This is a genomic window from Flavobacterium profundi, from assembly GCF_006491645.1.
Taxonomy (GTDB): domain Bacteria; phylum Bacteroidota; class Bacteroidia; order Flavobacteriales; family Flavobacteriaceae; genus Flavobacterium; species Flavobacterium profundi.
The window spans coordinates 291289-308521 of record NZ_VDCZ01000001.1 but is presented as its reverse complement, the minus strand read 5'-3'; the positions used below and the strand labels follow the sequence as shown (position 1 = coordinate 308521).

Here is a 17233-nt window from a genome sequence, read left to right as displayed (position 1 = left end):
TATGAATTATTCTTCATAAAATAAAATTTAAAAATCGGCAAAAAAATTATCATATCCCTAAAAATAAGATAATATATTGAATTATTTTAAAATATTTCGTAATATTGTCTTTAATTATTGAATAATTTTCAACACATTTATCATATGTCAACAGAACTATTACAAGCAAACGAGCTACATAAAGTTGATCCAGTTTTTGGTCAAGTTTCATTTGACGGACATGAACAAGTTGTTTTTTGCCATGACAAAGATACAGGATTAAAAGCAATTATAGGAATACATAATACAGTTTTAGGACCTGCTTTAGGAGGTACTAGAATGTGGAATTATTCTAACGAATGGGAAGCATTAAATGATGTTTTGCGTTTGTCTAGAGGAATGACTTTTAAAAATTCTATTTCAGGACTTAACTTGGGTGGAGGAAAAGCAGTTATTATTGGTGATGCTAAAACTCAAAAAACTCCAGAATTAATGAGACGTTTTGGGCAATTTGTCGATTCATTATCAGGGAAATATATTACTGCTGAGGATGTAGGTATGGAAACCAAAGATATGGACACGGTAAGAGAAGTAACCCAATATGTTTCTGGTATTTCTGAAAGTAAAGGTGGTTCAGGAAACCCTTCTCCAATTACTGCATATGGAGTTTTTATGGGAATTAAAGCAGCAACTAAATATCAATTTGGTACGGATAACTTAGAAGGTAAAAAAGTATTGGTACAAGGAATTGGACATGTTGGTGAGGTTTTAGTGGATCATTTGACAAAATCTGGTGCTTTGGTAACTATTTCGGATATTAATGAGGATAGATTGCATGAAGTAGGAGCAAAATATGGAGCTAAAATTTTTACAGGTGATGACTTATATGGATCAGAAGTAGATATTTATGCACCTTGTGCTTTAGGTGCAACAATTAATGACGATACCATTGTAAAATTAAAAGCTAAAATTATTGCTGGTGCAGCGAATAATCAATTAGCAAATGAAGTAGTACACGGTCAAATTTTAAAAGAAAAAGGTATTCTTTATGCTCCTGATTTCTTAATCAATGCAGGTGGTGTTATTAATGTGTATTCTGAATTAGCCCATTTAACAAAAGCACAAGTAATGGAGAAAACAGAAAATATTTATAATACAGCACTTGAAATTTTTGACTTTTCTTCTAAGAATAATATTACAACACATCAAGCCGCTTTATCAATTGCTCAAAAGCGTATTGATGATCGAAAAAAAGAGTTACAGACTAAATAATATTTAAATAATATTGTATTTTTGCAAAGCGAAAGAGTTTCTTTCGCTTTCTTAATTTTAAAAAGTTCTTAAATTAGTATGTTAAATAGAAGACATATCCGCGTTAAAGTGATGCAAAGCATTTACGCCATGCATCAACATCAAGGAGAAAACCTTGATAAAGAAGAGAAATTCTTGTTTCAAAGCATAGATAATATGTTTGATTTATATCTTTTAATGCTTTCTGCATTGATAGAAATTCGCGAAAAAGAAGAGTCCTATTTAGAAGTAGCTTCTAAAAAACATTTAGCAACTAAAGAAGAACGCAATCCCAGTAAAAAATTTGTAGATAATAAAGTTTTAAAACTGCTTTCAGAAAGTAGGTCTTTAAATAATGCTATAGATGATAGAAAAATTACGAATTGGAAACGTAATGATGATATTGTTTTGTTTTTGTTAGAAGCCATTAAAGAGAGTGTGTATTTTGAAAAATACATGCAAAATGCAACAGAAAATAGCTTTATAGAAGATAGAGAGTTTATCGCTACTTTATTCACAGAAGTTATTGCTCCAAATGATAAATTATATGATTATTTAGAAGAGCATAAATTAACATGGTTAGATGATTTACCTGCTGTAAATACTTTAATTTTAAAACAATTAAAGCATATTAATGAGCAGGATGAAGATTTTACAATATCTAAATTGTATAAAGATATTGATGATAAAGAATATGTGAAAAATTTGTTTAGAAAAACAGTTCTAAATGAAATGGAATTATCTAAAGAATATATTGACAAAACTCCAAATTGGGACGCAGAACGAATTGCTGAAATTGATACTATTATTTTAAAAATGGCCATTTGTGAATTGTTGAAATTTCCTTCGATTCCTGTAAAAGTGACTATTAACGAATATTTAGAGATAGCAAAAGAGTATTCTACCCCAAAAAGTAGTATTTTTATCAACGGAATTCTTGATAACTTAGTTAAAGATTTTCAAAAAGAGAACCGTTTGAATAAAGCGGGAAGAGGATTATTATAAACAATTAATTTTTTTTAGTTATGTTAAAAAAAACAGTAAGCCTATTCGTGGTAACCTTAGTATTATCTGTTACAGCTTGTAAAGATAATGGTAGCGCAAAAATTACAGAGGAAGATATGAAATCTTTTGAATCTGAAAAAGTAAGTGCAACTGCTAATCAATCAATGACTCAAGGTGAAAACGTTAGTGAAAACCAACCTTCAAAACCAGTTGATGGTAAATATCCTAAAATCCAATTTAATAAATTAGAGCATGATTTTGGTACCATTAAAGCAGGTGAAAAAGTAGAAACTGAATTTATTGTAAAAAATATTGGCGAGAGCGATTTAATTATTTTAGATGCACAAGGTAGTTGTGGATGTACAGTGCCAAACCCTCCAAAAGAACCAATAAAACCAGGAAATTCTGCGCCTATAAAAGTTAGTTTTGACTCAACTGGTAAATCAGGGCAACAAAGTAAAACAGTTACTTTAACAACAAATACAGAAACCGGTAAAGAAATGTTTACCATAAAAGCAAATGTGCTTCCAAAAGAAGGAAGTGGTATAACACAATAAGCAAAAAAATATGAATCCAATAATTATACAGGTAGTAGCTATCATAGCCATTTTTTATTTCTTTATCATCTTACCAGGTCAAAGAAGAGTAAAAAAAGAAAAAGCTTTTGAAACAGGCTTGAAAGTAGGAGATAAAATCATTACTAAAGCTGGAATTCATGGTAAAATAGCAGAATTATCTGAAACTACAGTTGTTGTAGAAACAATGGCTGGAAAAATCAAAATGGAAAAATCGGCTATTTCTTTAGAAATGAGTGCTAAACTTACAGAAAAAGAGAAAAAATAGTTTTTATTTTTATAAAAGTAAAACCCAAATTACATCATGTAATTTGGGTTTTTTTATGATAGAGATACTGTTTTATCGATACTTATCGTTAAGACCAATATTTGCTAGTATCATCGGTTTGATTTTTTCAAGACGGGCTAGTTTTGTTTTTTCTTGTTTCGCAGTGGCAATATATTCTATGAATTCATTTTGTTTGTATTTGGTAAACAAAAGAAATGCTTTTTTTAATTCTGGGTTGGCTTCTAATTCATTTTCTAATGCTTCCGAATGGAAGTTTTGCTTTTCTGGTTTTATACTTAATCCTTTGTCTTCAATTGCAATGGCTTCTTTTATATAACTTAAAATCGTTTTTTCATCTATTTCTTCTTTGGATTGAAAACGCATTTGTCTTTGCGATTTTGTTTTGCCTTTCTGAGCATTCACTAGTAAATTTTTGTCATCTTTTAAAAATACACCATTAAAAAACCACAAACCAAAATAAGATTTAAAACCACCAATCCCTATAATGTTTTTGTTGTTATGAGTATAAACGGCTGTTCCCCATTTTGTTGTTTCAACTAAATTGGTTTTTTCGATAATGGATTTTAAAGTTTCCAGTTCTTCAGTCCATTGATTGGTCTTATCCCAAACTTTTTTTTCTGACATAGAGTTGTGTATAAAAAAAAGAGGAAGTAGGCTTCCTCTTATAGTATTATTTTTGAGCCGTTAATTCTGCAATTTTAACGATAACTTCTGTTGCTTTTACCATGCTTTCTACAGGAACATATTCATATTTACCATGAAAATTGTGTCCTCCAGCAAATATATTTGGGCAAGGCAATCCTTTATAGGATAATTGTGAACCGTCTGTTCCTCCACGAATGGGTTTAATAATTGGGGTAATCCCAACTTCCTTCATCGCTTTTTCAGCAATTTCAACAATATGAAAAACAGGTTCTACTTTTTCACGCATATTATAATATTGATCCTTTACTTCTGCGATACAAATGTCTTCTCCAAATTGTTTTGCATATTGATTATTTATTTTGGTAGCTATGGTATGAATTAATTCTTTTCTAGCTTCAAAAAGATCTTTATCATGATCTCTTATAATCAGTTGTAAAACGGTTTCTTCGATACTTCCATTTAAATGATGCACGTGAAAAAAACCTTCATAATCACTAGTTCTTTCAGGAACTTCATTTTCAGGAAGCGCTGAGATAAATTCGTTAGCTAAAAGCATGGAATTAATCATCTTTCCTTTTGCATAACCAGGATGTACGCTTTTTCCTTTAAAAGTAATTTTGGCTCCAGCTGCATTAAAATTTTCATATTCTAATTCGCCTATTTGACTTCCATCCATAGTGTACGCCCAATCACAACCGAATTTTTCTACATCAAATTTATGAGCACCACGACCAATTTCTTCGTCTGGTGTAAAACCAACACGAATTTTACCATGTTTAATTTCTGGATGTTGGATTAAATATTCCATAGCACTTACAATTTCTGTAATTCCTGCTTTATCATCAGCACCTAAAAGCGTTGTACCGTCTGTAGTAATAAGTGTTTGTCCTTTATAAAGTAGCAAATCTTCAAAGTAAGTTGGAGATAAAATAATGTTTTGCGCTGCATTTAACACAATATCTTTACCGTCGTAATTTTCTATAATTTGAGGTGTAACATTGGCACCTGTAAAATCTGGAGTGGTGTCAAAATGTGAAACAAAACCAATCGTTGGCACTTCATGATCTACATTACTTGGTAAAGTAGCCATTATGTAAGCATTTTCGTCAATGGTTACTTCTTGTAGCCCAATTTGCTTTAATTCTTCAACTAATTGATTGGCTAAATCCCATTGTTTTGCTGTACTTGGTGTGGTGTTTGAATTTGGATCTGATTCGGTATCAACCGTTACATAACTGATAAAACGATCTATTATATGTTGCATTTCTTTTTTAAATTTGATGTAAATATACTTTTTTACTCCCTTTTATTCAATAAGACCGGCTCTTTTTAACAAAGCATCTGGTTTAGGTTCTTGACCTCTAAATCTTTTATACAACATCATAGGATGTTCTGTTCCTCCTTTAGATAAAACATTCTCTTTGAATTTTGTAGCCACTTCCTTATCGAATATTCCCTTTTCTTGAAAATAAGCAAAGGCATCTGCATCTAACACTTCTGCCCATTTGTAACTATAATATCCTGAAGAATAGCCTCCTTGGAAGATATGTGAAAAAGAAGTACTCATGCAATTTTCTGCAACATCAGGATATAATTTAGTGCTTTCGAAAGCTTTTTCTTCAAAACTTTTTACATCATTTAAAGGAGTAGCTTTACCATGATACGCCATGTCTAATAAACCAAAACTTAATTGCCTCATAGTAGCTATTCCTTCAAGAAAACTTGCACTTTCTTTAATTTTTTCAACATATTCTTGAGGAATAATTGCTCCAGTTTCATAATGTTTTGCAAATAAAGCTAATGCTTCAGGTTCATAACACCAATTTTCCATAATTTGACTGGGTAATTCCACAAAATCCCAATAAACAGAGGTTCCAGATAGACTAGGATACGTTGTATTCGCTAACATACCATGTAATCCATGCCCAAATTCGTGAAACAGAGTCGTTACTTCGTTAAAAGTTAATAAGGAAGGTTTGGTTGGAGTAGGAGGTGTAAAATTGCAAACGTTTGAAATATGTGGTCGTTCGTTTACTCCATCTTTGATATATTGGGATTTAAAAGAGGTCATCCATGCGCCATTTCTTTTTCCTTTTCTTGGAAAGAAATCGGTGTAAAATAAAGCGACTAAATTATTTTCAAAATCCAAAACTTCAAATGTTTGTACATCTGGATGGTATTTGTCGATATCGAAAACCTCTTTAAAAGTGATCCCATATAATTTTTCGGCAATGGTAAAAGCACCTTGTAATACGTTTTCTAACTTAAAATAAGGTTTTAATTTTTCGTCGTCGAGATTGAATAATTTTTGTTTTAACTTTTCTGAATAGTAAGCACCATCCCATTTTTCTAAGTGATCAATTCCATCTAAATCTTTAGCAAATTGGGTAAGTTCTTCAAATTCTTTTCTTGCGGCTGGTTTTGCTTTTTCTAACATATCATTCAAAAAAGCAGTTACTTTTTCTGGATTTTGAGCCATTCTTTCTTCCAATACAAAATGAGCATGAGTTGCATATCCTAAAAGATTTGCTCTCTCGTGTCTTAAACGTACAATTTCTTTTATGTTGTTTTGATTATTATAAGAATTGTCTTGAAAAGCTTTTTTACCGGCTGCAATACTGATTTCTTTTCGTAACTCACGATTTTCGACATAGGTTACAAAAGGTAAATAGCTTGGAAAATCTAAAGTAAAAACCCAACCTTCTAGTGATTTTGATTGTGCTAATGCAGCCGCAGCTTCTTTGGCTCCTTCTGGTAAGCCTTTTAAATCAGATTCGTTAGTAATATGTAGTTGGTAATTATTTGTTTCAGCTAATACATTTTCACCGAAAGTTAATTTAAGTTTGGCCAATTGGGTATCAATTTCTCTTAATTTGGTCTTTTGTTGTGCATCAAGTAAGGCACCATTTCTTACAAAGCCTTTGTATTTTTTATCCAACAATGTTTTTTGTTCTAATGTTAAATTAGCTTGGTCTTGATTGTCATAAACTAACTTTATTTTTTTAAATAAATCCTCATTCAACGTGATGTCGTTACTAAATTCTGTTAGTAAAGGAGAAACTTCTTGTGCTATTTTTTGCATTTCTTCTGATGTTTCTGCCGAATTTAAATTGAAAAAAATACTCGAAACACGATCCAATTGACTTCCTGAAAAATCTAAAGCGGCAACGGTATTTTCAAAAGTAGGTGGTTCTGGATTATTTATTATTGTATTGATTTCTTCTTTAGCATCCTTAATAAGTTGAATAAAAGCATCTTTATACTCTTTATTTTCAATTTTAGAAAAAGGAGCCGCGCTGTATTTGGTAGTAAAAGGAGTGGTTAAAATGCTCATTATAAGTTAATTTTTTAATGTTAAAATACTGATAATCAATATTTTGAAAAATATTTTTATTTCTTTTTGTTTTTTTATCGATAAAACGATTGTTTTATTCGATAAAGTGTATATATTTGTATAAGCATGAGTTTACAATTAATAAACGTATTGCTTTCAAAATAGAATTTTTTTTATAGTTGTCACTTAATTGTGAATAGATTTTTATCCCGATGTTATTGTTTGCGTCGGGATTTTTTTATTTCAAAAATAACGAATCTTTTTAGAATTTAAAAGTATCTAACAGTCTAGTTTTAGAGTTTTAAAATGGTATATACTTTACTGTATTTTTAGGATTGAATAAATTAAATTCGTAAGAAATTTACTTTTAAAATAGGGTCAAATTATTTTTTTTTTAAAAAGATTAAAATTTGCCGATAAAATGTTTGTTTTATTCGATTAACTGATTATATTTGTAGCAACAAAAAAGATGTTGCCAACACCTTTTTGTTCCCAAAATAGAATTTTTTTTATAGTTGTCACTTAATTGTGAATAGATTTTTATCCCGATGTTATTGTTTGCGTCGGGATTTTTTTATTTTAGTCCTTTAGAGGCTTTAAGAACGGCTTCTTTTAATCCTTCTTTATAAGAAACTATAGTTTGTAAAACGTCTGAATTTGAACTGCCTATAATTTGAGTTGCTAAAATTCCAGCGTTTTTGGCTCCATTTAAAGCTACCGTTGCAACAGGTACACCACCTGGCATTTGTAAAATAGAAAGTACCGAATCCCAACCATCAATTGAATTACTAGATTTTACTGGTACACCAATAACAGGTAAAGGAGACATGGAAGCCACCATTCCTGGTAAGTGTGCGGCACCACCAGCACCTGCAATAATAACAGCGATACCTCTTTTGTGCGCATTTTGACTAAAATCGAAAAGTTTTTCAGGGGTTCTATGCGCAGATACTATATCAACTTCAGTTTCGATATTAAATTCTTTTAAAATATCAATTGCTTCTTGCATCACTGGCATATCGGAAATGCTTCCCATGATTATGGCTACTTTACTCATTGTTTATTTTAGTTTTATGTTGTTTAAAATTATTTAAGGGTTTAATTGGGTTTAATTTTGTTTTTCAGTTGGAAATAAATAAATACTATTATACAAAAGATGATATAATCGTATAGAAAATATTTCCATTCTAAAAAGGTTCTATAATTCATTTCCTCATTTGGTGATAAAATATAAAAATTTAATGGTGTCCCAATATGGATTTCAGGTAATTCTTTAATCTGAGAATACAATAATAGCTCCAAAACAATCATTATAAATGAAGTTGTACTAAAAGCTACTAATGTATAAAAACTTATTTTGAAAAATGTTTTAAACATTTGATTTCTTATTGTTTTGGTATTCCTGAAATGCGGCAAAACTATTGGAGAATAAAAAATGATATACTGCTAATGCATAAATTAAAATCATTTCTAAAATTAAAATTTTACCTATTAAAGGCATTTTGAGCGTACATAAATTATATCCTGAAAATACGATTCCAAAAGTGAAGAGCACTATTGCAATATTTTTTGCCCAATTTTTACCAATATAAATTAAATATAATAAACCTAATGTTAATATAAATCGTATAATTTGCTGTGTTAGTTTTTTAGCATCTATTTCTGGTTGAACTTTGTGATAAATGTAAATCGTATGAACAGAAATTAATAATATGCTTATAGATATAAGTAGGGTTCTTCTTCTTCCTTTTTTTATTAATTCTGTCATCATACCTGTAATTTATGTCATACTTATCACTCGAATACTATTCTTTACTTCCTCTGCAATCTTTCGAGCTTCTTCCATATTTTCATTCACAATAGTAACATGTCCCATTTTTCTAAAAGGTCTGGTTTCTCTTTTGCCATAAATATGAGGGGTTACTCCGTCAATAGCCATGATTGTATCTATATTTTCATAGTACACTTGACCCGTGTGTCCTTCTTCTCCTACCAAGTTTACCATAATACCAGCAACTTTGCTTTCGGTATTCCCTAAAGGTAAGTTTAAAATGGCACGCAAATGATTTTCAAATTGAGAAGTGTAACTGGCTTCAATACTGTAATGTCCAGAATTGTGAGGTCTTGGAGCTACTTCATTGACTAATATTTCATCTGTTTCTGTTTGAAACATTTCTACTGCTAATAAACCTACATGATTGAAGGTCTCTGAAACTTTTAAAGCTACTTCTTTGGCTTTTTGGGCAACGGCATCAGCTATTCTCGCAGGACAAATCACATATTCCACCTGATTCGCTTCTGGATGAAATTCCATTTCAACCACAGGATATGTTTTTATTTCACCTGAAAAACTTCGAGCAACAATAACTGCTAATTCATTTTTGAAGGGTACTAAATCTTCTGCCAAACATTCAACATCGGGTAATTTCATCAAATCTAAAGCCGAACGACAAATTTTCACCCCATTACCATCATAACCAAATTGGGCACTCTTCCAAACAAAAGGGAAATCCAATTCATCTTTGGCTATGCTCTCTCGCAAATCATCTAACCCTACAAAGCGTAAATGTTTAGATGTTGGGATTTCGTTCTTTACATACAAGTCTTTTTGCTTTCCTTTATTTTGAATCAAACGGAGCGTTTTTGGAGAAGGAAAAATAGGTAATCCTTCATCTTCTAATTTGTCTAAGGCATCTAAATTAACGTTTTCAATTTCGATAGTTAATAAATCCACTAGTTTTCCAAATTGATATACGGTATCAAAATCCATTAAGCTACCGCGATAGAAATTATTACAGCCGAAGCGAGAAGGTGCTTCTTCGCTTGGATCTAAAACAAAAGTTTGAATGTCAAATTTTCGGGTGTCATATAGCATCATTTTTCCTAATTGACCACCACCTAAAATACCTAGTTTAAAGTCTGATGAGAAATAATTCATTGTTGTGTGTGAACCCATTTTTTAGGTTTCCTTTTTTGTTGTTTGTAGTTAGTTTTGCAAAGATACTTAGACAATTACTATTACACAATTGCTTACTTATTAATTTTTTTTAAAACCTCTTTGGCAACGGCTTTATAAGCAGCAGAATGCGCGCTGTAATCTTGTTCTAAAATAGTACGTAACTCTTCTTTTATCCATAGTTGGTTTTTGCTAAAATTATACAAAGCTCTTATGGCATAGGCTTTTGTAGCAACTTTTTCTTCTTGGATCAACCAGTCCAAACAGGCTTCAACAAGCACTTGTTCTTGTTCATCGTTTAACCTTATTTTTTTACTTTTGGATACAAACAAACAAATTTTTGAAATGGAGCGTAAAGCAGAATCATGTTGGTATAATTTCACTTTGCTTATAAAAGTATCGAGATGAGGAAGCAATAAAGTGATATCTTTTTCAAGAACAAGTTCTAAAGACCAACAGGCTTTAAAATGATTTTTGTTTCCAATATCAAATGCAAATAAAAAAAGTTCTTTAAGGGCTTTTGTACTAGATAAAGCTATTTCACAAAGCTCGTCTCTAGAATGTCTATGAGCGGTACTGTTTTCTATTTGTAAATAAAAGGAAGATTTCATTTCATAAAAATAGTAAAAATTAGAAAAAAACATTTCAATTGGTAATGGTTAATACTGATTACTTTCTTAAATTTGTTCCTTCATTTTTAAAACTAAATCCTGTGATTCAACTACATGATAAACATTTTGAACCGTTCATTTCTTCAGATGAAATTGACTTTGCGATTCAAAATATGGCCAAACAAATGGATGATGATTTTTTTGACGAAATTCCTGTTTTTATTGGTGTTTTAAATGGTTCTTTTAAAGTTATTTCCGATTTAATGAAATACTATAGAGGCATGTGTGAAGTAAGTTTTGTAAAATTAGCTTCTTACGAAGGAACCCAATCTACAAATCAAGTAAAACAGTTAATTGGACTCAATGAAGATTTAGAAGGAAAAACAGTTGTAATTGTTGAAGATATTGTAGATACAGGCAATACAGTTGAAGAATTGAAAGCAATTTTTAAAGAAAAAAAAGTAAAGCATTTAAAAATTGCAACCCTGTTTTTTAAACCAGATGCTTACAAAAAAGACATCAAATTAGATTATGTAGGGATTCGTATTCCAGATCGTTTTATTGTTGGTTTTGGATTGGATTATGATGGTTTAGGAAGAAATTTACCCGATGTATATCAATTAGCTAAAGAAAATATAAACACACAAATGATTAATATAGTTTTATTCGGAAAACCAGGAGCTGGAAAAGGTACTCAAGCCGATTTTTTAAAAGAAAAATACAACTTAGTACACCTATCAACTGGTGATATTTTTAGATATAACATAAAAAATGATACTGATTTAGGAAGATTGGCTAAAACTTATATGGATAAGGGCGATCTAGTTCCTGATGAAGTAACCATTCAAATGTTACAAAGTGAAGTAGATAAAAACCCACAAGCTAAAGGCTTTTTATTTGATGGGTTCCCAAGAACCATTGCTCAGGCTGAAGCTTTAGATGCTTTTTTAAGTTCAAAAGGACAAGAAGTTACCGCTACCGTTGCTTTAGAAGCAGACGACGAAATTTTAGTGCAACGCTTATTAGAAAGAGGAAAAACTTCTGGTAGACCAGACGATCAAGATGAAGAAAAAATTAGAAACCGTTATGAGGAGTACAATCAAAAAACAGCTCCTTTAATGGATTATTATAAAAAACAAAATAAATTCAAACCAGTAGATGGAATTGGTCAAATTGCTGAGGTAACTGAAAGGTTATCAATTGTTATTGACGGTTTATTGTAAAATTTTTAGTTGGAGCTTTTTCCAGCTGTTCATTACAAGGTATGCTACACCTAAAAGGCATGCCAAGCATAAAAAAAGGAGCTTCTTACCAGTTGCTCTTTTTTTATGAGCCTGCTCTTTTAGTTGTAATATACGCTTTTCATTTTCATCTGGGCTATGAAAACCAGCGATAAATTCAATTTTAAGTTATACATTTGCAAAAAAATAAATAAAGGATGCTTTTTTTACAATGAATTAAGTTTCAAGTAAAAAACAAATATAATTAATAGAAATAGTTGTTATGACGGAAGGGAATTTTGTAGATTATGTAAAAATTTATTTGGCTTCTGGTAAAGGAGGTAAAGGTTCTACACATTTACATAGAGAGAAATTTATTGAAAAAGGAGGTCCAGATGGTGGAGATGGTGGTCGAGGCGGACACGTAATTTTAGTGGGTAACAAAGGGTTGTGGACACTGTTTCATTTAAAATTTTTACGTCATGTTAAAGCTGGTCATGGTGGAGATGGAGGGAGTTCTAGAAGTACAGGAGCAGATGGAGAAGATAAAGTAATTGAAGTGCCTTTAGGAACTGTAGTTAAAGATAAAGAAACAGGCGAAGTATTGTTTGAAATAACAGAACATGGGGAGTCTAAAATTATAGCAAAAGGAGGTAAAGGAGGTTTAGGAAACTGGCATTTTAGAAGTGCAACCAATCAAACCCCACGTTATTCTCAACCGGGTCTTCCAGGTGAAGAGCTCGATATTATTTTGGAATTAAAAGTATTAGCAGACGTTGGTTTAGTAGGATTTCCAAATGCTGGAAAATCCACTTTATTGTCGGTTTTAACAGCAGCTAAACCTAAAATAGCGGACTATCCTTTTACGACATTAAAACCTAATTTAGGTATTGTAGCGTATCGCGATTTTCAATCATTTGTTATTGCAGATATTCCTGGAATTATTGAAGGAGCAGCAGAAGGAAAAGGATTGGGGCATTATTTCTTACGACACATTGAAAGAAATTCGACTTTATTATTTTTAATTCCTGCAGATACAGATGATATTAAAAAGGAATATGAAATATTATTAGATGAATTAAGAAGGTACAATCCAGAAATGTTAGATAAAGACCGATTAGTGGTGGTTTCAAAATCGGATATGTTAGACGAGGAACTTAAATCTGAAATGAAAGCGCAATTGGATAAGGAATTTAAAGGAATTCAGTATATGTTTATTTCTTCGGTAGCCCAACAAGGTTTGCAAGAATTAAAAGATAAGTTGTGGAAAATGTTGAACACCACAAATGAAAATGACTAAACACCATAAAAAAAGGAATGATTTTTATCATTCCTTTTTTTATGGTGTAACACCTTTTTAAATTTTTCCAATAATATCTTGTTTGTATTTATTTAAAAGTGCTTTAGTCATTCCTAAATTCACTTTATTAGCATCTACTGCAAGATAGATAAAATAATCTCCTGCATCAGAAATGTCAATAATGTGAATTTGAGATGATAAATTAATCATTATATTTTCAATTTTTTGATCCAACCCTAAAGCTTTAATGGCATTTAATTTAGCCTTAACAACTTCTAGGTTATAAGCAGAAGCTAATTCAGGATCAAAAGATGAGTTTGCAGATAATGAATAATAAGATATTCCTGTTTTAACTTCTGTAATACTTACAGCGATAAAACCAGAAACATTGTTTTTTAAGTCCTCACCGAACTTAGATAAGAAATCTGACATGTGGTTAATAGTTAAAAATTATAATTTAGTTTTCGAAGTTTTCTAAGACTTTCATTAAAAGTCCCAGTTTTGTAATATCTTTTGTAACAGCTATTAAAAACTGATCTTCGTTTGTAGTATTAGCAATAATTAATAGCGATTCACTTTTTAAAATAATTTGACTCAAATCTCTTTGGTCTAGTTCTTCAATTAATCCTTGGCACATTTCTACAATAATTGCAGACATGGCTGAAAGTGTTTCGGGATTGTCTAAATTTTCTGAATCTATTAAGGTACCTTTTTTATCGAAGAGTAAAGCTGCGTCTATAGCGGTTTTAGAGATTAATTTTTGTAACATATTTGTTATCATGAGTTTATTTCAAACAAAGATAGTCAGTTTTTTTTTGTTAACGTTAAAAATATTACAGTTTTTCTGTAATTCATGTTAAATTATTTTGTAACTTTGATTAAAATTATCAGTGATGGAAAACCAAAAAGATTTAGAAGCGCTTAGATATTCTTTGAGCTTAAAGTTAGAGGCTTTTAATAAGATTCGTTTTGGATATGCGGATGAATCATTTAAAAATCAACAAATTACAAAAGACGAAGTTGTTTTTAATACCATTGAAGCCGAAGAAGGAGAGTTAGTTGGAGTAGAAAGCGATTTTGATTCTATTTCTCAATCCTTTAAAAAGCCAGAATATAAATCGGCTATGAATTTGACAAATTTAGGAACGAGTTATTTCGGAAGAAGAAGAAGATAAAAAAAGCGACTTATAGAAGTCGCTTTTTTTATGAATCAATTTTTGGAATTCGAAGTACTTGTCCAGGATAAATTTTATCTGGATGATCTAACATAGGTTGGTTCGCTTCAAAAATAATATTATATTTGTTTGCATCACCATAATATTTTTTTGCAATCTTAGATAACCATTCTCCTTTTTCAACAGTGTGGAATTGTGCTTCTGGTTTTGGTTCAGGTGCAATAACTTTCATTTGATTATCTACAGTGTCCACACCTTCTACATTACCAATTGCTAATACAATTCTTTCTGCATCTTCTTGCTGCTCTACATCACCTTCTACTACTACATCATCACCTCTTAGACTAATTTTAATGTTTTTATACTTTAGTCCAAGAGCTTTTACATGTTCTAATAGTGCACTCGCCTTTAATACAGCTTTTTCTTCTACCGGAGCTTCTTCTTCTTTTTTACCAAAAAGTTTAGCACCTGCGTTTTTTACAAATGAAAATAATCCCATAATTTAAAGTTGTTTATTGTTATATATCAAATATACTAAAAATGAAGTAATTATTGGAGTGTTTTAGGTTATTATTTTGTAACTTTTGACTTGTTAACAGTTGTCGATTTAATTTTAAATGAGTGTTTCTAAATAATAAAATTGATTTCATTACAATATAAATAAATTTTGATTCTATTAGTATGCCTCAATTTTATTATTTTTGGTGCATAAATTCTGATATGTATAAGTTTGTAGTGCTTTTTTTGCCTTGGATTGTTTTTTCGCAAAGTAATTTTGAGAAAGGAGAAACTTTATTCAATCAAAAAAAATACGATGAAGCCAATGTTTATTTTGAAGCTTATCTAAAGATAAAACCTAATGATTCTAAAACGATTGAGTATTTAGGAGATATTGCTGGTTATTATAAAAAATGGGATGAAGCTATGGTTAAATATAAATCACTTAGAGACCGATTTCCAAATAATGCGAATTATCATTATAAATATGGAGGTGCAATGGGAATGAAAGCGAAAGGGAGCAATAAGTTCAAAGCGCTCGGTATGATTGATGAGATTGAAGACTCCTTTAAAACAGCTGCCAAATTAGATCCTAAGCATACCGATACAAGATGGGCACTTGTTATTTTGTATTTGGAACTTCCTGCTATTGTGGGTGGAAGTGAAAAAAAAGCACAATTGTATGCAGACGAACTAATGGCTATTTCTAAAATAGATGGTTATATGGCGAAAGGACATATCGATGAATATTTTGAACGGTATGCTTCCGCTGAAAAATATTATTTAAAAGGGGTGCAATTAACGCGTTCTAAAACAGCATACCAGCGATTGATCAATTTATATAAAAAGATGAATCTTCCTCATAAAGTTAAAATAGCTCAGGAAGAATCGGATACATACAATAACTAAAATTAGTGGCAACTAATCTCTAATTATTTATTTTAAATGAACACACATTTTATAGCCATTGGCGGTGCGGCAATGCATAATTTAGCTTTAGCTTTACATGAAAAAGGATACCAAGTTACAGGTAGTGATGATGCTATATTTGAGCCATCTAAATCAAGATTAGAGCGAAAAGGATTATTGCCTGTAGAAATGGGTTGGTTTCCTGAAAAAATTACTTCAAAAATTGATGCAATTATCTTAGGGATGCATGCAAAAGCAGATAATCCGGAATTGTTAAAAGCAAAAGAGTTAGGGTTGAAAATTTATTCTTATCCAGAATTTTTATACGAGCAATCTAAAAATAAAACAAGAGTTGTGATTGGTGGTTCACATGGAAAAACTACAATAACTTCCATGATTTTACATGTGATGCATTTTCATGATATTGAAGTGGATTATATGGTTGGTGCTCAATTAGAAGGTTTTGATACCATGGTGCATTTAACAGAAAAAAATGATTTTATTGTTTTGGAAGGAGATGAATACTTGTCTTCGCCAATCGATTTGCGTCCAAAGTTTCATTTATACCAACCAAATATTGCTTTGTTATCTGGTATTGCTTGGGATCATATTAATGTTTTTCCGACTTTTGAAAATTATGTAGACCAATTTAAAATTTTCACCAATCAAATTACCAATGGAGGTATTTTGGTATACAATGAAGAAGATGCAACTGTAAAACAAGTAGCTGAAGAAGCGCAGAATCCTATTCGTAAAATTGCGTATCAAACACCTGATTATGTAGTTGAAAATGGAATAACTTTGTTGACTACACCAGAAGGTCCCATGCCAATTGAAGTATTTGGAGCTCATAATTTAAGTAATTTAGCAGGTGCAAAATGGATTTGCCAATGCATGGGAGTTGACGAAGCTGAATTTTATGAAGCCATAGCAACTTTCAAAGGAGCGAGCAAACGATTAGAGAAAATTGCAGAAAGTAAAGATAAAGTAGCTTATAAAGATTTTGCACATTCGCCAAGTAAAGTAGCAGCAACCACAAAAGCAGTTAAAAACCAATATCCTGATAGGAAATTAATCGCTTGTTTGGAATTGCACACTTATAGTAGTTTGAACGCTACATTCCTAAAAGAATATCAAGGTGCTTTAGATCAAGCCGACATAGCGGTGGTTTTTTATTCACCAGATGCAGTAAAAATTAAAAAATTAGAAGCAGTTTCGTATGATCAAATTGCGAATTCTTTTAATCGGGAAGACTTAATTATTTATACAAATCCGGTAGAATTTAAAGATTTTCTTTTTTCTCAAAACTTTACTAATACCGCTTTGCTTTTAATGAGTTCGGGTAATTATGGTGGACTGAATTTTGATGAGGTAAAAGGATTGATTGATTAGTCATTTGTCAATATTTAATAAATTTTTCAAATTGTAAATTAATACATTTTAAATT

The 17233-nt window shown here is 30.9% G+C and carries 20 protein-coding genes; 9 read left to right on the top strand and 11 right to left on the bottom strand.

The annotated features are described in order from the left end of the window. Positions 1-144 precede the first annotated feature (144 nt). The 4 genes from FHG05_RS01570 to yajC all read left to right on the top strand — a co-directional run bounded on the left by FHG05_RS01570 (position 145) and on the right by yajC (position 3117). Complete coding sequence (locus tag FHG05_RS01570; RefSeq protein ID WP_140996246.1) at positions 145-1251, top strand: Glu/Leu/Phe/Val dehydrogenase dimerization domain-containing protein; 1107 nt, start codon at positions 145-147, stop codon at positions 1249-1251. Positions 1252-1329: 78 nt separating this feature from the next. Beyond that, entirely contained in the window at positions 1330-2274 is a 945-nt protein-coding gene (gene nusB / locus FHG05_RS01565; protein ID WP_181369127.1) for a transcription antitermination factor NusB, read from the top strand. Between the two features lie 20 nt (positions 2275-2294). Further along, positions 2295-2831: a DUF1573 domain-containing protein gene (locus tag FHG05_RS01560; protein WP_140996245.1), complete on the top strand. Its 537-nt coding sequence runs from the start codon at positions 2295-2297 to the stop codon at positions 2829-2831. Positions 2832-2841: 10 nt separating this feature from the next. Next, the gene (gene yajC, locus FHG05_RS01555) at positions 2842-3117 is read left to right on the top strand and encodes a preprotein translocase subunit YajC (protein WP_140996244.1); all 276 of its coding nucleotides are present in this window, start codon (positions 2842-2844) and stop codon (positions 3115-3117) included. A gap of 72 nt (positions 3118-3189) precedes the next feature. Here the strand turns inward: yajC and FHG05_RS01550 are convergent, their stop codons facing one another. From FHG05_RS01550 to FHG05_RS01515, 8 genes are all read right to left on the bottom strand, one after another. Further along, a complete protein-coding gene (locus FHG05_RS01550) occupies positions 3190-3762 on the bottom strand; it encodes a YdeI/OmpD-associated family protein (RefSeq protein ID WP_140996243.1) in 573 nt (190 codons plus the stop codon). Between the two features lie 46 nt (positions 3763-3808). Then, positions 3809-5047 carry a peptidase T gene (pepT, locus tag FHG05_RS01545; protein WP_140996242.1) on the bottom strand — a complete coding sequence of 413 codons (1239 nt, stop codon included), beginning with the start codon at positions 5045-5047 and terminating at the stop codon, positions 3809-3811. Positions 5048-5089: 42 nt separating this feature from the next. Then, the gene (locus FHG05_RS01540; RefSeq protein ID WP_140996241.1) at positions 5090-7117 is read right to left on the bottom strand and encodes a M3 family metallopeptidase; all 2028 of its coding nucleotides are present in this window, start codon (positions 7115-7117) and stop codon (positions 5090-5092) included. 574 nt (positions 7118-7691) lie between these two features. Beyond that, positions 7692-8174, bottom strand: coding sequence for a 5-(carboxyamino)imidazole ribonucleotide mutase (gene purE / locus FHG05_RS01535; protein ID WP_140996240.1), 483 nt, complete (start codon positions 8172-8174; stop codon positions 7692-7694). 41 nt (positions 8175-8215) lie between these two features. After that, on the bottom strand, positions 8216-8494 hold the full coding sequence (locus FHG05_RS01530) for a hypothetical protein (RefSeq protein ID WP_140996239.1): 279 nt from the start codon (positions 8492-8494) through the stop codon (positions 8216-8218). Continuing rightward, complete coding sequence (locus FHG05_RS01525) at positions 8487-8888, bottom strand: hypothetical protein (RefSeq protein ID WP_140996238.1); 402 nt, start codon at positions 8886-8888, stop codon at positions 8487-8489. The genes FHG05_RS01530 and FHG05_RS01525 overlap by 8 nt, the downstream gene beginning before the upstream one ends. Before the next feature lie 9 nt (positions 8889-8897). Continuing rightward, complete coding sequence (locus tag FHG05_RS01520) at positions 8898-10055, bottom strand: 5-(carboxyamino)imidazole ribonucleotide synthase (protein WP_140996483.1); 1158 nt, start codon at positions 10053-10055, stop codon at positions 8898-8900. Between the two features lie 92 nt (positions 10056-10147). Continuing rightward, the gene (locus FHG05_RS01515; protein WP_140996237.1) at positions 10148-10684 is read right to left on the bottom strand and encodes a hypothetical protein; all 537 of its coding nucleotides are present in this window, start codon (positions 10682-10684) and stop codon (positions 10148-10150) included. Between the two features lie 101 nt (positions 10685-10785). On the opposite strand from FHG05_RS01515, the gene FHG05_RS01510 reads away from it, so the two are divergent. After that, positions 10786-11907 (top strand): adenylate kinase, encoded by a 1122-nt coding sequence (locus FHG05_RS01510; RefSeq protein ID WP_394344893.1) that lies wholly within the window; start codon positions 10786-10788, stop codon positions 11905-11907. Positions 11908-12187: 280 nt separating this feature from the next. Then, entirely contained in the window at positions 12188-13204 is a 1017-nt protein-coding gene (gene obgE / locus FHG05_RS01505; protein ID WP_140996235.1) for a GTPase ObgE, read from the top strand. 57 nt (positions 13205-13261) lie between these two features. On the opposite strand, the gene FHG05_RS01500 is transcribed toward obgE, so the two are convergent. Together FHG05_RS01500 and FHG05_RS01495 are read right to left on the bottom strand one after the other, a co-directional pair. Further along, the gene (locus tag FHG05_RS01500; protein WP_140996234.1) at positions 13262-13636 is read right to left on the bottom strand and encodes a hypothetical protein; all 375 of its coding nucleotides are present in this window, start codon (positions 13634-13636) and stop codon (positions 13262-13264) included. Positions 13637-13661: 25 nt separating this feature from the next. Then, positions 13662-13985, bottom strand: a complete 324-nt coding sequence (locus FHG05_RS01495) for a roadblock/LC7 domain-containing protein (protein WP_140996233.1) — start codon at positions 13983-13985, stop codon at positions 13662-13664. 112 nt (positions 13986-14097) lie between these two features. On the opposite strand from FHG05_RS01495, the gene FHG05_RS01490 reads away from it, so the two are divergent. After that, entirely contained in the window at positions 14098-14379 is a 282-nt protein-coding gene (locus FHG05_RS01490) for a hypothetical protein (protein ID WP_140996232.1), read from the top strand. A 28-nt stretch (positions 14380-14407) separates the two neighbouring features. On the opposite strand, the gene lysM is transcribed toward FHG05_RS01490, so the two are convergent. Beyond that, positions 14408-14878, bottom strand: coding sequence for a peptidoglycan-binding protein LysM (gene lysM, locus FHG05_RS01485; RefSeq protein ID WP_140996231.1), 471 nt, complete (start codon positions 14876-14878; stop codon positions 14408-14410). 221 nt (positions 14879-15099) lie between these two features. On the opposite strand from lysM, the gene FHG05_RS01480 reads away from it, so the two are divergent. Together FHG05_RS01480 and FHG05_RS01475 are read left to right on the top strand one after the other, a co-directional pair. Next, on the top strand, positions 15100-15786 hold the full coding sequence (locus FHG05_RS01480; protein ID WP_140996230.1) for a tetratricopeptide repeat protein: 687 nt from the start codon (positions 15100-15102) through the stop codon (positions 15784-15786). A gap of 36 nt (positions 15787-15822) precedes the next feature. Then, complete coding sequence (locus FHG05_RS01475; protein WP_140996229.1) at positions 15823-17178, top strand: UDP-N-acetylmuramate--L-alanine ligase; 1356 nt, start codon at positions 15823-15825, stop codon at positions 17176-17178. The last annotated feature ends 55 nt before the right edge of the window (positions 17179-17233 follow it).

What these genes read in the sequence shown, in the direction of transcription:
- obgE (WP_140996235.1), top strand. Translation starts at nt 12,188, where the DNA reads ATGACGGAAGGGAATTTTGTAGATTATGTAAAAATTTATTTGGCTTCT.
- purE (WP_140996240.1), bottom strand. Translation starts at nt 8,174, where the DNA reads ATGAGTAAAGTAGCCATAATCATGGGAAGCATTTCCGATATGCCAGTG.
- FHG05_RS01475 (WP_140996229.1), top strand. Translation starts at nt 15,823, where the DNA reads ATGAACACACATTTTATAGCCATTGGCGGTGCGGCAATGCATAATTTA.
- FHG05_RS01500 (WP_140996234.1), bottom strand. Translation starts at nt 13,636, where the DNA reads ATGTCAGATTTCTTATCTAAGTTCGGTGAGGACTTAAAAAACAATGTT.
- lysM (WP_140996231.1), bottom strand. Translation starts at nt 14,878, where the DNA reads ATGGGATTATTTTCATTTGTAAAAAACGCAGGTGCTAAACTTTTTGGT.
- FHG05_RS01560 (WP_140996245.1), top strand. Translation starts at nt 2,295, where the DNA reads ATGTTAAAAAAAACAGTAAGCCTATTCGTGGTAACCTTAGTATTATCT.
- nusB (WP_181369127.1), top strand. Translation starts at nt 1,330, where the DNA reads ATGTTAAATAGAAGACATATCCGCGTTAAAGTGATGCAAAGCATTTAC.
- FHG05_RS01480 (WP_140996230.1), top strand. Translation starts at nt 15,100, where the DNA reads ATGTATAAGTTTGTAGTGCTTTTTTTGCCTTGGATTGTTTTTTCGCAA.
- FHG05_RS01515 (WP_140996237.1), bottom strand. Translation starts at nt 10,684, where the DNA reads ATGAAATCTTCCTTTTATTTACAAATAGAAAACAGTACCGCTCATAGA.
- FHG05_RS01520 (WP_140996483.1), bottom strand. Translation starts at nt 10,055, where the DNA reads ATGAATTATTTCTCATCAGACTTTAAACTAGGTATTTTAGGTGGTGGT.
- FHG05_RS01550 (WP_140996243.1), bottom strand. Translation starts at nt 3,762, where the DNA reads ATGTCAGAAAAAAAAGTTTGGGATAAGACCAATCAATGGACTGAAGAA.
- FHG05_RS01530 (WP_140996239.1), bottom strand. Translation starts at nt 8,494, where the DNA reads ATGTTTAAAACATTTTTCAAAATAAGTTTTTATACATTAGTAGCTTTT.
- yajC (WP_140996244.1), top strand. Translation starts at nt 2,842, where the DNA reads ATGAATCCAATAATTATACAGGTAGTAGCTATCATAGCCATTTTTTAT.
- FHG05_RS01525 (WP_140996238.1), bottom strand. Translation starts at nt 8,888, where the DNA reads ATGATGACAGAATTAATAAAAAAAGGAAGAAGAAGAACCCTACTTATA.
- FHG05_RS01490 (WP_140996232.1), top strand. Translation starts at nt 14,098, where the DNA reads ATGGAAAACCAAAAAGATTTAGAAGCGCTTAGATATTCTTTGAGCTTA.
- FHG05_RS01540 (WP_140996241.1), bottom strand. Translation starts at nt 7,117, where the DNA reads ATGAGCATTTTAACCACTCCTTTTACTACCAAATACAGCGCGGCTCCT.
- FHG05_RS01570 (WP_140996246.1), top strand. Translation starts at nt 145, where the DNA reads ATGTCAACAGAACTATTACAAGCAAACGAGCTACATAAAGTTGATCCA.
- pepT (WP_140996242.1), bottom strand. Translation starts at nt 5,047, where the DNA reads ATGCAACATATAATAGATCGTTTTATCAGTTATGTAACGGTTGATACC.
- FHG05_RS01495 (WP_140996233.1), bottom strand. Translation starts at nt 13,985, where the DNA reads ATGATAACAAATATGTTACAAAAATTAATCTCTAAAACCGCTATAGAC.